The sequence below is a fragment of the Paenibacillus sp. Y916 genome, assembly GCF_056786435.1.
The window spans coordinates 57,786-73,428 of sequence record NZ_JBXCJA010000008.1 but is presented as its reverse complement, the minus strand read 5'-3'; the positions used below and the strand labels follow the sequence as shown (position 1 = coordinate 73,428).

Below are 15,643 nucleotides of genomic sequence, written 5' to 3'. Positions count from 1 at the left end.
TCAATGAACATGACTTAAGGACATCCTCTTTCGTCTGACAACTAGTTACTCTATATTGTTATTCCAAGGTATAATCGTATCGCAGAAGCGTTTAATCAAATGCCAATCATGGCTAATGACGAGTAGTCCTAATTGACGAGCCTTCGCTATTTCAAGCACGGTATGCCATATCTGTGCCTGAGTAATCGCATCTAACATCGTTGTCATCTCATCTGCAATCAAAAAGCGAGTATCTGGTCCTAACGCACGAGCGATGCAGATTCTCTGCAGTTCACCGCCTGATAGTTCATTTGGCCATCGTTCTAGCCATTCTTCCTCAATCCCCATCTCTTGAATAAAAGAAGCTTCTGGAGCCCATCCCTCGGTTAGCGTTCGTCTCATTCTCCAACGTGGATTAACGGCTCGATCTGGATGCTGAAGAACCATTTGGACAGGATGGTGACCACTTCGAGGTATCGCTGACTTATTGAAGGTGACCTCTCCCCCTTCCGGCTTCGTATACCCAGCTAATATACGTCCTAATGTCGTTTTGCCACAACCACTAGGTCCAACTATTCCGACAACTTCACCAGACTGAACAGCTATATTGATATCGCGAAAAAGATACGGTCCTTGTCCATATCGAAAACTTAAATGCTTACCTTCAAGTTGCACGAATACACCTCACACTTCCGCCACGAACCTCTCTAATGCTTGGTCGCTCACGACTACATTCTGGTATAACCCAAGGACAACGAGGTGCGAATAAACATCCCGTTGGCAAATGGTTGGGACTTGGCTGCGTACCTGCTAGCGGGATGAAATCATTATGCGGTAAAGCTTGCCATAGAGCACGACTGTATGGATGTCGAAGCTGCTCTCCTCGATCTGTGAAGTCTTGAGCAGAAGCAATTTCAACCGTAGTTCCAGCATAGAAAACGACAACCCGATCAGCAATCTGAAGAGCCGATTCAATATCATGTGTAATGAACAATACGGCACATCCGTCATCTGCCAATTCTTTAAAGCGCTGTAGCGCTTCCTTCACATCGTCTGGGTGCATGCCCGGTGTTGGCTCATCTGCTACAATCAGACTTGCGCCACTGACCGTTGCTGTAGAGACCAGCACCTTCCGCGCCATACCTCCAGATAATTGAAATGGAAATAATCGCTCAACATGTTCCGCCAGTCTATATCGCTTGAATATTTTCCGCTGCTCTGTCACGGGATCCTTATCCCTTACCGACGTGCGTACTTGCGCGCCCACTCTGATCAAGGGATCTAGATAGTTAACGGATTGAGGCACAAGTGCAATCTCACGACCTCGAAGAGCAGCTTTTCTTGTCGCATCCAATATCTCGCCCTGGTAACGAATCGTTCCAGATAATACAGCATGATCCGGGAGTATGCCTAATATGGCGTGGGCAAGCAGGCTTTTACCAGAGCCACTAGAACCGACAACCGCCACGATTTCCCCTTCTTCAACTGACAGATTAACGCCATCTAATACCTTCGTAGTCTGATGACGCATTCTCGCTGTGTACTCCTTAAAAGAGGTAGATAAATCATGTACTTCCAGAATAGCCATATCTAATATGAACCTCCTTATGCATTAATATATTTTCTTTCATTCACAATCGAGAATATTCGTGATAAACTGACAATTATCAATTCACATAAGTGAAAACAGTCACAATGCAGCGAAACAGCTATACTCTATTTTGTTATGCTTCTATTATAATATCGGAGGGTTATGAATGAGTAATTTAATTAACAAGTGGAATCAAGTCAGCCTAGTAAAACGAATACTTCTGGGCATGATGATTGGTATTATCTTGGCTTTAACAATTCCTGATGCCGCACAATGGGTATCTATCTTCGGTTCATTGTTTGTAGGTGCATTAAAGGCTGTTGCCCCCATCTTAGTCTTGTTCTTAGTTATGAGTGCCATCTCTAAACATCGAAGTGGACATCAAACAAATATGAAATCGATTATTGTCCTGTATGGTTTAGGTACATTCCTAGCCGGATTAGTGGCCGTTGTAGCTAGTTTTCTATTTCCGATTACATTAAAACTTACAACAGGCAACCTAGATCTGATACCTCCAGGTGGCATTCTAGAAGTTCTTGAGTCGATACTATTTAACATCGTTGCTAACCCGATCGATGCTCTTATTAATGCCAATTATATTGGCATACTTGCTTGGGCTTTACTTCTTGGCATTACGTTAAGAAATGCTACTGATTCTACCAAAAACATGCTTTCTAATTTCTCAGATGCTATATCTCAATTAGTGAAATGGGTCATTAATTTGGCGCCTATTGGAATTATGGGATTAGTCTTTGATGCAATCGCAACAAGTGGGCTTGCAACCTTGCTCGACTACGGGAAATTACTTTTAGTGCTACTGGGCTGTATGATTTTTGTAGCTATTGTCGTTAATCCATTGATCGTATTCTTATATATTCGTAAAAATCCATATCCTCTTGTCTTTAAATGCTTGAGGGAAAGTGGTATTACAGCATTCTTTACTCGTAGCTCAGCTGCAAACATCCCGGTAAATATGAGTTTATGTGAAAAGTTAGGTTTAGATGAGGATACGTATTCTGTTTCGATCCCATTAGGTGCTACCATTAATATGGCAGGTGCAGCTGTTACGATTTCTGTCTTAACCCTTGCTGCAGTGAACACTCTCGGCATTCAAGTCGATATTGGTACTGCGCTTATTCTTAGTGTCTTAGCAGCTGTATCGGCTGCAGGCGCTTCAGGTGTTGCCGGAGGATCACTCTTGCTCATTCCTCTAGCATGTAGCTTATTCGGAATTCCGAATGATATTGCTATGCAGGTCGTTGGTGTTGGTTTCATCATAGGTGTGTTACAGGACTCTTGTGAAACGGCACTGAATTCATCCTCCGATGTCCTTTTTACAGCAACAGCTGAGTATGCCAAAACACGTAAAGAAGGTAAGGAAATTATTATCAACGCTTAGAAACTAATTTTTATAGATTCCACTTATTTAAAATGTAGACAATCCTATTCACAAATCCAGGATTTGTGAATGGGGTTGAATTTTTTACAGCCTCAGAATGTATCACTCACGCGACCCATGGGGATCGACCCTCAAACGTAAATATTCACCAAGCCATTCGAAAGAACGTACGACAATAAGAAGACCTAATCCAGGAAAGATAGCAAGCCACCACATCCCCGTTGACAAATATCGCATGGATTCAGACAGAATAATACCAATTGCCGGTTGATGTGGGGACAAACCTAAGCCAAGAAATGTAATCGATGATTCATGTAAAATAGCATGTGGGAACATGAGCAGTAATCCAACAAGCAATTGCGGTACGAGATGTGGCCACAAATGTCTTGAAGCAATCCACCACCTAGATTTCCCTAGACTCCGAGATACAAGTACAAAGTCAGCCGATTTCAATTGCATCGCTTCAGCGCGAATGACACGTGCAAGGCTGGGCCAATGCGTTAATGAGACGCCGATAATAACCCCTTTCATTCCCCCACCAAACACAAAAGAAATCAGAATGAGCAACACTAAATGCGGAACACTTAGAAACAAGTCGATGAGCCAAGAAATGATTCGATCGACGACTTTGCCCATCGTTGCAGACATCAATCCTAATATAGCCGCTATAATCACACTGCTGATTGAACCTAGTAAGCCCACTCGAATGCTAAGCGAAAGTCCTTGTACAGTTCGAGTAAACATATCTCGGCCTAACCAATCTGTACCGAACAAATGACTTAGCCCTGGGGAAAGATTACGAGCATCTAATTGTGTTGCGGATGATTCTGAACCGAGCAGCATACTGCCAAACCCGATTGAACATAACAACAATACAGCCCCTATAGCAACTATGAATGTACGTTGTCGCCTATTGATGATCCTCATGCTGTCTTACCTTCTTCCCGGATTCGCGGATCTACCCAGTGATAGAGGACATCTGCAATGCCATTCCCAGTAAAGACAAATAAAGCACTACATAGAACGAGTCCTAACAACAGTGGGACGTCTCCCCTTAGTCCCGCCTCTACCGTTGCTTGTCCAAGACCTGGATATGAGAAAACCTGCTCCGCTAGAACCGCCCCACCGAACAATTCACTGAAAGAAGCGAACTGTAATGTAATCGCTGGTAGAGCAATATTCCTCAGACCATGTCGCCGAAATAAGGTGAAACCCTTTTCCCCTCTAGCTCTAGCAAACAATACATAGTCACTTTCTAGCACATCTATTAATTTCTGCCTCGTATGAAGAGCAATAGACGATACACCTACAATACTGAGTGTTAGTGCAGGCAGAATCATATGCATGATTCGATCCCCCAACGTCACTTGATCCGCAAGCACTCCTACGGGTACAGCTAATCCAACGGGGAACCAACCTAACCATACCGCGAACACTATCAAGTGCAGTAAGCCCATCCAGTATGTAGGTGTAGATGCTAAAGTATAGCAATACCATTTGATCCAACGATCCAACCATGTATTCTTCTTAAGCGCTGCAATGACACCTATCGTAAACCCGATGACACCCGATAATATCCAGGCGGATGCCATAAGGACCACAGAATTTATAAATCGATCACCGATGACATCTGTTACAGGTTTGCGATATATCATCGAAGTACCGAAATCGCCATGAAGCAATGCAGATGCCCAGCGTGTGAATTGCTCTATTGGGGATTGATCTAGCCCCCAATAGGTCGCTATTTCCTGTCTTTGCTCTGCACTTACCTTCATCATATCTGCACCAATATAAGCTTGTACGGGGTCAACAGGTGATAAATGAACTAAGGTAAATGAGACGATACTGACCATAATCAAGAGGGTGACTAACCGAAAAGCCTTCCGCCCTATAAAGAAAACACCATCCCGGACCATCATCATTCCCCTCTCTATTTATTCTTTCCATTTCCAATCCTCAATATTGTCAGTGATCAACCATCCATGCGTATGAGGCTGAATGCGTTGAACACCGATATCAAGCTTATCATTCACAAGATACAAGTGATCAATATTGACGAGCCAGGCCCATGGCGTATCTCCAAGCCCACTGAATCCTGTCTGTCCATCCCATTGCGCATTCTTCCAATATTGTAATGCCTCTTCTTCAGTTAACGCTCTCAAAGCTTGTTGCATCCAATCATCCACAACTGAATTGCTATAATAACCGGGATTAAAGTATTCTACACCTTGAAAGTCAGTGCTATAAATATTGTACATCTCCAATGGATCATGACTACCAAACCCCATCAGAACAGCACTCGAATGCATCATCTTCTCAATCTCATCCCAACTCTTACCTTCAACATTCATTCGAATTCCGATAGACTTCACCATGTCAGCAGTCGCCAAAGCTAAAGATTGGCGAACCATATCGCCCGAAGGATATACTAAAGTGAACTCAGCTCTGCGTTCTCCCTTCTCAACAATACCGTCACCATTATTGTCACTCCAACCCGCATCTGTTAGAAGCTGCTTAGCCTTGTCGATATTTCCATCTTCAATCACGGTGTCAGGATTCCACCAAGGAAGATGATCACTCGTTGAATAGGCTGGAGTTCCATACCCATTCAGCAACCCATCTACTAGCTTCTGACGATCGATAGCGATATTAATGGCTTGACGAATGGCGATATCTGACGTCACATCATTTCCGATCGGATATCCCTCAGTAGTCGTTCCACCCGAAGGGATATAAGGAAACATAATTCCACGATTATCAACGGTCTTCACATCCTCAATCCGCATTCCATCAACCATCTGATTACTTAAGGATGACACAATATAGGCAACATCCAATTGGCCACTCTTCGCACTAGCAAAGGCAGCGTCTTCATTTAAGAACACATATGTCAGTTTCTTGAAAAAAGGAACCTTACCGTAATATTCTGGATTCAATTCGACGATAACCTGTTGCCCTTTATCCCACTGGACCATCTTATAAGGACCAGACCCGATTGGATTCTCTGCATATCCCTCGCCATAAGCGTGTTCAGGTACGATCCCCATTGATACTAACATCGATATGAAAGTTGACTGTGGCTCTTGTAATGTAAACATCACCGTGTCGTCACCCTGAAATTCTACACTCGCCATATTCGTTAAATCTACTGTGGAAACATTTTGTGCTGCCTTCTCGAAAGTAAAGACAACATCTGCCGCAGTCAAAGCCTGCCCATCAGAGAAATTCACATCGTTACGAATCTTCAGTGTCCATACTTTCCCGTTATCACTAACTTCATAACTTTCTGCTAGATCGTTTACAATCTTTAAGTTTTCATCTCTCTTGAGCAAAGTACTCTGAAATAATGGTGAGCCATAACGTCCCCAACCAGTCGTTGGATCGAACCCATCCTCTGGCTCGGCACCGACAGCCAAAATTAATTCATCCTTATTCGGTTGCACAGTATTGCCCTGATCTTCAACTTTCGGCGAGGCAGACTTAGAACACCCCGCTAACAGTATACATAACACGATTACCGATACTAGCGAACATTTTAAAGACCCCTGTAACATAAAACTTATTCCCCCCACTAATGTCTGTAACACGTTTTAGCATTATTGTAACACTAACAGATAGGAAATCCATTATTTTTCAACATAGATTGAAAGTATACGTTCTTTGGAGGGCTTACTGCTCTACCCTTTATGATTTGTAAAAGTCTATAGAAGGTGAGACGAGAATAGATGCATAGAGTACACTTAATTAGTAGGAAAAGTAGCGATAGAGAGAATTAGTTGTACAAAGTACAGTTAAAAATGGCGATAACGCTGAAATGTGGAATTTCCAGTAATTTAGATGTACTCCATGCAACTAAAGTTAGCTTCAGAGGAAAGGGATTGAATTTAGATGTACTTATGGCACTTAATAGTGAATGGTGGAGGGGCATCAGTCTCTTTATGTATGCTTTAAAGCATTTGATATACGAAAGAAGAGGTTAAGATCATTGAAGGGGATTATTCCCTATTAGCGAGACTATACTATTAAAAAGGAACAAAAAAGGAAGGAAGGTGATTGATTTGAATATATTAAAAAAGTTGTTCAAAAATGAAAAGAAGATGGTCGAAGTGAAGCCAAGTCTCGTGGCATCTCAATTAGAAGAAAGGCATAACTCCATATACTTAAATGAGAATCCACTTATTGTTATCAAAGGAGATAACGCAGACGCCCGTAACTTACTGTCTAAGAGAATGAAAGAGTTATGTAAGAAGAGCGGGTATACGTACCAGGAGAATATGTTAAAAGAAGAAATAACTATCCTTACAAAAGACAACTCATACCGGTTAATAGTCGATTATTATTATGAGGTTTATGAAGAGAAAGTTAATCTTCATATGGATGAAATGGTGATATTGTTCCCTACAGAAGATAATGAAGTAAACTTTTCAAATGCTTACTACTTTCTAATGACTACCTTTTTTCGTCAATTATAACGTGATGAAGAACATGTACAGAACATGTTCTTTTTGTTTTAGGTACTATGTATGACCATGGCCAAGCTCAGATGAACCTTGATCATCAGCATAAGTTACCGAAAGTTCTGCGTAGAACACACCATTCTGTACTTGAATTTGCTGATGAAGCGATCTAAGATTGGCTACATTTCCCCGAACAACGATAACTTCTAAACACTGTGCATGGTTTAAATGTACATGCATCGTAGAGATAATGTCGTGGTGGAACTGATGTTGCAATTCCATGAGTACCATAGGAAGCTCACTTATGTGATGGTCATATACCATAACAATCGTACCTGCTACTAATTCATCAGAACGCAGCCGAGTAGGCTCCAATAAAGAGCGTCGCACCAAATCTCGAATCGCTGCTGAGCGGTTAGTATATCCCTGATCTTCAATATATTGATCGAACTGTTCAATTAACGGTGCTGGAAATGACACACCGAATCGGGTTAACTCTTCTTTTTCTGCCATGTTACCACCCTGCCTTATTATTTACCCCAATAATAACATGTTTCCGTTCCTTGGTCATGATCGTATTCTATTTGTATCATAATATCGTAAAACGTAACAAAACATAAGATTTTACGTTTAATGAGTAAAAGATCATTTTTATAAGAGGAGGAGGAGGTTGTAGAATGCGAATGGGATTAATCATTTCAATTGTAATCATTACTGCTCTATCAACTAGGTGCAACAGTATTGAAGATTCAGGCTTTACATTGATGATTCACAATAAATTAAACGTAGATTCAGAATATCAACCTTATCATATAATATTAGATCCCGAATCAGTATCGAACGCCCATCTAATCCTCAATGGTGATGAATGGAATCCAATGCAATCGAACGAGTCCAGCCCCGCTGATTATCGCATTTACTTTCAGCCAACAAATGATCCTCAAACGGTTGAAGTGTTTTACGATGTTTGGTTAACGAAGGGCTATGTAGAACGACATATTCAAGGGCTCCAATCGTACACGGAGCTATCCGCAACGCATGTTGAAGATCTGAGAACAATCATTATCCAAAAGCATTCTTCAGCAAAGGAATATACAACATTTCTGGCGATGATTCTCCCTTCGCTCGCTACTGCTGCAGAGGCTGATATGGAAATAATGGAATTGGAGGAGTTTTACCGTATAGACCTGCGTAACACTTCTACTATCTTTCTGAGTGAGCGCAATATATCTGCATACCGTAATCTTATGAACCCCATATCTTTGGAAGACGTAATGAAAATTACCGATGATCACGCTAAAAAGTTGGCCATTGATGCAATCGAAGGTAAGTACAAGCTCATTGAGGGAGAAGGTGTCGTATTACCTATTGTCGACTATCGTAGTCTACTCGATTATTCCACTTACCTAAGCCCTGCTATGGTTGCCTACTTAGAACTTAAAGCAATTGAATCAGACAATCCTATGATCGCTGATGGAAGTATTGTCATTGAATGGAGCCAGATCGCCAACAGGGCATTATCAATTGAAGCTTATTTAAAAGAATATCCTGAATCGCCACGATATGATCAGCTCAGCCTTGATTTACGTAGTTACTTATTTTCTTTTTTCATCGGATCAAGTAATACCGACATTCTCGAATCCGATAGAACTATTAAACCCATTGTAAGAACGGCATACGATCATATTATCGCTTCTCACAGCGATACTAAGACAGGTATATTAACACAAGAGTATACTGCGTTATTGGAGCGCCTTATCAAAGAGTATCCAACTGTAACAGACGTATTTAACGACCCTATGCATCAAGAAATCCATACATTTATCGAAGCATTGGATGAGAGATTGAACTACTCACCACTTAACCGACCTTACGGTCTGTTTGAAGTGGGAGATTCCTAAGAACACCAACCTAACGGTTCGTTTTTGATTAGGCGATCCCCGTCATTCCAACGGTTTGAAGTCTTATGGCTTCATTTTTAAGATTGATTCCTGCGTTAATATCTCTTTGATGATGGGTATCGCACTCTGGGCAGTCCCATTCACGTAGTCTGAGATTTTTAACATCTATGTTTTTGTAGCCACAACTTGAGCAGAGCTGGCTGGAAGGAAAGTTTCTAGCAACGGTAACGACTTGTTTTCCCGACCATTTCGCTTTGTATTCAATCATACTCTTGAATTGTGACCATGATACGTCGCTGATGGCTTTAGCCAGTTTGTGATTTTTAAGCATATTCGATACCGACAAATCTTCCATCCCAATCATGTCGTGGTTTTTGACAATTTCGGTTGAAATCTTGTCTAAGTAATCTTTTCGTGCATTGGTAATCTTCTCGTGAATACGTGCTACTTTTATTTTGGCTTTATGCCAATTTGAACCACCTATGTTTCGTCTACTCATGATTCTTTGCGCTCTAGCTAATTCCTTTTCAAACATGTAGAAAAACTTAGGGTTACAATGGATCGTTTCATCCGAGAAAATAGCAAGATCTTGTAAGCCTAGATCGATTCCAATGATCGATTTTGTTTTAGGTAATTTCATGACTTCGATTTCAGTCGTTAAAGAAACAAAGTATTTACCAGATGGATTACATCTGATGGTGGCACTCAATATGCGACCTTCGACTTCACGACTTTTGGCAAAGCGAACACATCCAAGTTTAGGCAACTTCATGCGATTTTCTATGACAGCTATATTTCCATTCGTATACTTGGTTGTATAAGATTGAATAGGATTCTTTTTTGATTTAAAACGTGGTTGTTTGTTTTGCTTTTTGTAATAGCGTTGGAATGAATCTGCTAAGTTCTCGACCGATTTTTGAAGGGAAATACTATCTACTTCTTTAAGATAAGAATAGTATTTTTTTAATTCACGCACAGCTTTGACAGACTCATATTTATTGAAAAAGGCACCTTTCCAGTTGTTTGATGGTAATTGGCCATTCTGTCTCATTTCTTCAACGTTGTACCAATAGGCATCTTTTTCTTTCTGTTTGGCAAGGAAAAAATTGAAGACGAACCTTGAACAACCGATGGTCTTATGTATGAGTTCTGCTTGTTTTCTGTTTGGATAGATACGAAATTTGTATGCTTTATGTACTAACATGAGTCATACCTCCATCATATCAGGAACGTTTGTTCTATTATATCATATGGAGGAAGTATTTGGCTATCGCCAACCGAAATTCATCTCCCACCTACTCATTGGCCTTCGCCCTTGACATTCATTGAGGTGGGAGTCTTCTTTCGGAAAATGATAAACTTAATTGAAGTTAATTGAAGTTTATTCTGATTTAATATTTAGCGAAACCTCCTACCAGGCGGCTTTTTAATGGATATTTCGTTTAATTTCCCACGATTGTATGAGAAGTTAAACGAAATAATCTTCAGCATTACTTTGTCCTTCATTGTTACGAGCCAACAAATTCAACTCCTCTTCCATCCACGTCCGACTCATTTCCAATTGGTTAAGGTCAGTGACCAGTGACCTCACCTGTTCACGTAGCACTCCTGGTTTATCCGTTCCCTCAAAGAAGCGGCTCAAAAAATGAAGGAACACATCTATTTTGCGCAGACGCATAAGTACAGGAATCGCAGCAATTTCTTCTGGGGATAGACAAACCCTGCTGCCAAATCCAGTACAAAATTGCCGAACGGATTCGATTTCTTCTGTATGACCTAGAAGCCCCGAGATGACGACAGCTGGCTCCATCGCCCTGACATCGAGCGTACAAAACTCAAAATCAAGCAATGCAATGACCTGATTAGTACTATCCCAATGGACCAGCAGATTAGATTCATTAAGATCACCGTGTACAAGCTGCTGCGGCAGCTTCTCCAGACCTGCAAGCGAATCACAGATTTCCTTGTAAGCAACTCCAAGTATATGCAGATCCTGACGCAGATCATCAAATGCTTCCGGTGGATTTTCGCAAAAGTCATTGACGACCTCTCTAGTACACACGGGATAAGAATTCTGCAACTCATAATACGGTCGATAAACAGGTGATATCCCCGGAGTGACCGTCGCAAGTGAAGCTGATAGTTCTCCCGCTACTTCACCGAATGAATAAGCTATAATCGCACTACTCTCCTTCGGAGACACGCCTTCAATATATTCGAAGAGACATGCGAACCGTTCACTCCCATCCTCCACCTTTACAATCGTCTCACCCGCTAACGTTTTGATAGGAATAGGAACCTTGAAGCTCAGCGATTCATGTTGAAGCAACTCTAACACAGCATGCTCAAATTCAATCTTATCAGTATCCCTATGCGTATCATAACAACGCAGCACACAGCTCCGGTCTTTATTTTCAATAAAATAAGTGGTGTTATTCCACCCCCCTACTCCCTCTCGGATGGAGCCACTCCACATAGGCCAATATTTCCTCATCAAGGCGTCAATCATTCCTTCAACCCTTTCACTCTATGTTATTAAGAGATTATGAATATATATAATTTTCAAGCGCCTTAGGTAATATGGTAAGAAAAAGACACCAACCATTAGTGGTCGCTGTCCCATCACCCAATTTAAGTTTACTTTATTCAATCATTGCATATTGATACTTATGAATTTTCCGTACAAAACCTAAAATCACTATATATATTGGACTGCTGTTCCACAATAATCACAATTTGTTACTTGAGTTAGATATACAGTCGTCTTAGATCCGCAGCCTGGGCAGTCTATGAAAACCTGATTTTTAGCGACAGTACCTACCGTTTGAGAAATCGATCCGTTCAATGTCTGTTCTATTCTCGACTCCTCATCTGTAAGTGGTTCCTGTACATAACTATTACTCGAGTTAGCGTCGAATGGATCGAATGAGGGACCTGTAGCTGAATGGATAGACTGCTCATTTATATTCTGAGCTGGATGATACACTGTAGGTTTATTGAGTTCTTTTAACATTTTGGTACTACCAAAAAGTAATAACAAACCGGGAATTAAGATGATTATCATGACAAAGATAAATGTAGCAATATGAAAGTCAGTCAACATAACTACTGACAGTATTAGAAACATGAGTAGTAATAGATAAGAGCCAATCAACATCAAAATGGCAAGCGTTTTTTTCAATTAAAGAGCCTCCTTCGTAAGCAATCAGATGACATAACCTATGTACTTGAATATCACCTTTCTTTATATTTTACGATTGTTCCACAATACTCGCATTCCGATAACTGGTTCGGATTTACAGTTGTCTTAGATCCGCAACCTGAGCAGTCTACAGAAACCGGCTCATTAGAGACCGCAGTTCCCTTCACATTAACGCCTGGATTGTCAAAGTCCAATGTATAAATCACTTCATTCGACTTTGATGAATTAGACTGTTCAGATCTAGCCTGCGCTCGATATGGGTTCGACGTTTTATTAGGTCTTCTTAACATTCTGATGCCATAAACAAGTAATAGCGCACCCGGAATTAGGAATACAATGGATGCCATTAAAGTTAAACCTACTCCATTTCCTTCCGGCGGGCTTTCTGTAATGACTGCAACATATATGAGTAACAAGAGTGGCGACAAACACAGCATAAAAGTGGCAAGCACTTTTTTCATTAAATAAACCTCCTAAGCCTAAATTTCCAGTTCTACTATTTCAATATCTTCAGCTGTTCGTTACGCTGAATCAGTTGATGTTTAAGTTCGTCTAACCGATGAATGATCGTCTCGAATGCCACTTCTTGATCGCCAGCACCAGCAATGATCCCCGATACTTCTTCATCCAATAAATAGATATTGTATTGTAGCTGATGATCAATATATACGATGGACTTCGGTGTAACCGGATCACTATATTGGACTTTCTCAATGAGCATCTTCATGATGGATTCCATTTCTTTCGTTTGTGGGACATTCAAAGATACCATTTTTCTATACAACTCTTGTAATGCCGATACGATCTCATGCCAATGTACAATTTGTGACTCTGTCTCTTGTTCATGCACCTTAACAGATTTAAGGAATAACAGAATCAGTCCGCCAACGATTAGTGTGCAAACAAAGGTTATAATATGAATTAGTGTGTACCACCGCAAGGCAAGATCTGCAATCCCATTAAAGAATGCGTACACGAACGCTGCCCCCAAATAGGCTACGATTACAACACCTAAAGCTACATACCCGGGAATGATACGCTTAACATCATTTAGATTGCGGATCAAATAATGAACATAACACCACAGTGCCGTTTCGGCTAAAAGTACCGCTGCAAATGAAATAAAGAATGATGCTGAAAGAGCGTTGCTATCAAGTAATGTAATAAAAGTGACCCATGTAGAAACCACACCGAAGAGGTATAAGACAAATGAAATCCATGTCCCGTACCTATTTAATGTCACTCCGCGTTACCCCCTTCCAGAAGATTACACCCACATTCAAGACAAAACTTCTGATTTGGTTTCACTTCATGTTGACAATTCCTACATTTTAAAATGAGGTCTTCACCACAGTTCATGCAAAATTTAGTTTTACTAGACACTAGCTGGCTACAACTCGGACATCGCCGGGGCATAGCTTCATGGCAATTGACACATTCTTGGCTATCCTCAGTATTATCTGCACCGCATTTCGGACATGGGTAAAATTTATCACCACAATTCGCACAGAACTTCGAGCCTTCTTTCATTGTCATTCCACAAACGTTGCACTTAGCGACAGTTTCCATCGCAGCCTGCTTAATTACATCCGCTAGAGGTTTGCCACAACTGCTGCAAAATGTGGACTCTTCCATATTTTCATGTTGACAATTGATACACATACGTAATGGAGTCTTGTCCCCTGTATTCATCACTTTTGATATTTGCGACATTTCATTACCTAAAGGACCTCCGATGCCATACCCCATACCTAAGCCAAGACCCGCTCCCATGAGACCAGACTGCATGCTACCTTCATTCTTCGCAGCCCCTTCCAACGTATCAAAGGTCCGCTCTTGTTGATATGTATAACCAATAATATCCATCTCTGCCTTGCGTGCTAGAGCTTCTCTTAGCCGTACGACGGAAGTGTCATCTTCCGGAAGGTTGACATTGTGAATATACAGATTGAGAATTTCGATGCCATACTCCTCAAGAGTCGGAGCGATAATCGATTCAAAATGACTGGACATTTCGCCGATGAAGGCGTTGATCTCTAACACACTTATTTTCTTGTGTACCAGGTATGATGTGAGCATAGAATTAATATTCATAATAATTAAACCACGGAAATAATTAATTAATGTCGCTTGGTTGAATTCATGAAGTGTTCCTACCAACTTAATCAGAAACTTGCGCGAGTCTTCAATTCGAATACCAAATTGACCAAAAGCTCGAACAGGTACAATAATATTATATTTGGGATCTTGTACTTGTATCGGGTTAGCCGTCCCCCATTTCACATCCAAAGAACTCACTTTGTTGATATACCATACTTCAGCTGCAAATGGAGAATCTCCTCCAAACGGTAAATTGATAATATTGTTCAATATTGGTATATTTGCCGTACTTAATGTATGGCGTCCAGCACCATATAGATCAAGCGCTTTTCCATCTTTGAATAGGATCGCCTCTTGGGATTGATTCACGATCAGTTGCGTCCAAGTCCCCAATTCCGTATTTGGATGTTTCCATGCGTATACATCTGGAGAGCCATCATATTTAATTACATCAATAAGAGCCATTTCTAATTCCTCACTTTATAAGGTTTTGTCTGAAAATGTCGTAATTCAGTTCATCCTAACGAATCTTATAAGTATGTATTCTACATTTATTACTCATAACCCTTTAGTCACTGTTCAAATTCCGCAAACTCTTAAATCGAAATTTAGAAGAGTTTTTCACTCTATTATACTAGATTAGCTCATTCAGTATAAGCCTCTTATAGGGATAATACTTACTATTAGTTGTATAGTACTTACTTGATTTGGAAAGAGACTAACAAAAATTTGGATTTTTCACTTTGTAGACTTCTTCTATGTAGTTCATGAATTGTTTTCAGGCCTAGCTTTTCGTGAAATCACGAAACATAGTAATTTCAGTGGAGACACGGTATTGTTTGCATTTCTGGTGCCAGGGCTACTCGCGATATGCTACAAATAAACGGTGACGATATCAGTTGCTTGTCACATATTGCAGGGCTTGGACATTCGATTCTAGGTGTAGATATCATTTGGCTGCTTATTCTATTAAATAAATGTCGAAAGAGCTGCTCGGTCTGTTTGTAATAGGCT

The 15,643-nt window shown here is 40.7% G+C and carries 16 protein-coding genes; 4 read left to right on the top strand and 12 right to left on the bottom strand.

The annotated features are described in order from the left end of the window. Nucleotides 1–45 precede the first annotated feature (45 nt). Both AC1TO9_RS16865 and AC1TO9_RS16860 read right to left on the bottom strand, forming a co-directional pair. Nucleotides 46–654, bottom strand: a complete 609-nt coding sequence (locus tag AC1TO9_RS16865) for an ABC transporter ATP-binding protein (protein ID WP_482059926.1) — start codon at nt 652–654, stop codon at nt 46–48. Continuing rightward, nucleotides 644–1,567, bottom strand: a complete 924-nt coding sequence (locus AC1TO9_RS16860; RefSeq protein WP_482059925.1) for an ABC transporter ATP-binding protein — start codon at nt 1,565–1,567, stop codon at nt 644–646. Before AC1TO9_RS16860 ends, AC1TO9_RS16865 begins: the two co-directional genes overlap by 11 nt. Nucleotides 1,568–1,736: 169 nt before the next feature. On the opposite strand from AC1TO9_RS16860, the gene sstT reads away from it, so the two are divergent. Continuing rightward, nucleotides 1,737–2,969 carry a serine/threonine transporter SstT gene (gene sstT / locus AC1TO9_RS16855; RefSeq protein WP_482059924.1) on the top strand — a complete coding sequence of 411 codons (1,233 nt, stop codon included), beginning with the start codon at nt 1,737–1,739 and terminating at the stop codon, nt 2,967–2,969. A gap of 102 nt (nt 2,970–3,071) precedes the next feature. On the opposite strand, the gene AC1TO9_RS16850 is transcribed toward sstT, so the two are convergent. The 3 genes from AC1TO9_RS16850 to AC1TO9_RS16840 are packed head-to-tail and all read right to left on the bottom strand — an operon-like array spanning nt 3,072 to nt 6,523. Next, complete coding sequence (locus AC1TO9_RS16850; RefSeq protein WP_482059923.1) at nt 3,072–3,896, bottom strand: ABC transporter permease; 825 nt, start codon at nt 3,894–3,896, stop codon at nt 3,072–3,074. Beyond that, nucleotides 3,893–4,888, bottom strand: coding sequence for an ABC transporter permease (locus AC1TO9_RS16845; RefSeq protein ID WP_482059994.1), 996 nt, complete (start codon nt 4,886–4,888; stop codon nt 3,893–3,895). The genes AC1TO9_RS16850 and AC1TO9_RS16845 overlap by 4 nt, the downstream gene beginning before the upstream one ends. A 15-nt stretch (nt 4,889–4,903) precedes the next feature. Then, nucleotides 4,904–6,523 (bottom strand): ABC transporter substrate-binding protein, encoded by a 1,620-nt coding sequence (locus AC1TO9_RS16840; protein ID WP_482059922.1) that lies wholly within the window; start codon nt 6,521–6,523, stop codon nt 4,904–4,906. A gap of 243 nt (nt 6,524–6,766) precedes the next feature. Between AC1TO9_RS16840 and AC1TO9_RS16835 the strand changes: the two genes are divergently transcribed. Both AC1TO9_RS16835 and AC1TO9_RS16830 read left to right on the top strand, forming a co-directional pair. Further along, entirely contained in the window at nt 6,767–6,949 is a 183-nt protein-coding gene (locus AC1TO9_RS16835; protein ID WP_482057195.1) for a hypothetical protein, read from the top strand. A gap of 96 nt (nt 6,950–7,045) precedes the next feature. Next, nucleotides 7,046–7,441: a hypothetical protein gene (locus AC1TO9_RS16830; RefSeq protein ID WP_482059921.1), complete on the top strand. Its 396-nt coding sequence runs from the start codon at nt 7,046–7,048 to the stop codon at nt 7,439–7,441. 45 nt (nt 7,442–7,486) lie between these two features. Here the strand turns inward: AC1TO9_RS16830 and nikR are convergent, their stop codons facing one another. Beyond that, complete coding sequence (gene nikR / locus AC1TO9_RS16825) at nt 7,487–7,939, bottom strand: nickel-responsive transcriptional regulator NikR (protein ID WP_482059920.1); 453 nt, start codon at nt 7,937–7,939, stop codon at nt 7,487–7,489. A 164-nt stretch (nt 7,940–8,103) separates the two neighbouring features. Between nikR and AC1TO9_RS16820 the strand changes: the two genes are divergently transcribed. Further along, nucleotides 8,104–9,327 carry a hypothetical protein gene (locus AC1TO9_RS16820; protein WP_482059919.1) on the top strand — a complete coding sequence of 408 codons (1,224 nt, stop codon included), beginning with the start codon at nt 8,104–8,106 and terminating at the stop codon, nt 9,325–9,327. A gap of 28 nt (nt 9,328–9,355) precedes the next feature. On the opposite strand, the gene tnpB is transcribed toward AC1TO9_RS16820, so the two are convergent. From tnpB to AC1TO9_RS16790, 6 genes are all read right to left on the bottom strand, one after another. Beyond that, on the bottom strand, nt 9,356–10,531 hold the full coding sequence (tnpB, locus tag AC1TO9_RS16815; protein WP_482059918.1) for an IS200/IS605 family element RNA-guided endonuclease TnpB: 1,176 nt from the start codon (nt 10,529–10,531) through the stop codon (nt 9,356–9,358). A gap of 264 nt (nt 10,532–10,795) precedes the next feature. Continuing rightward, on the bottom strand, nt 10,796–11,821 hold the full coding sequence (locus AC1TO9_RS16810) for a phosphotransferase enzyme family protein (protein ID WP_482057966.1): 1,026 nt from the start codon (nt 11,819–11,821) through the stop codon (nt 10,796–10,798). A 204-nt stretch (nt 11,822–12,025) separates the two neighbouring features. Next, entirely contained in the window at nt 12,026–12,508 is a 483-nt protein-coding gene (locus AC1TO9_RS16805; protein WP_482057967.1) for a hypothetical protein, read from the bottom strand. A 53-nt stretch (nt 12,509–12,561) separates the two neighbouring features. Continuing rightward, entirely contained in the window at nt 12,562–12,990 is a 429-nt protein-coding gene (locus AC1TO9_RS16800) for a hypothetical protein (protein ID WP_482057968.1), read from the bottom strand. A 35-nt stretch (nt 12,991–13,025) separates the two neighbouring features. Further along, entirely contained in the window at nt 13,026–13,772 is a 747-nt protein-coding gene (locus AC1TO9_RS16795) for a hypothetical protein (protein ID WP_482059917.1), read from the bottom strand. Continuing rightward, entirely contained in the window at nt 13,769–15,094 is a 1,326-nt protein-coding gene (locus AC1TO9_RS16790) for an SPFH domain-containing protein (protein WP_482059916.1), read from the bottom strand. The genes AC1TO9_RS16795 and AC1TO9_RS16790 overlap by 4 nt, the downstream gene beginning before the upstream one ends. Nucleotides 15,095–15,643 lie beyond the last annotated feature (549 nt).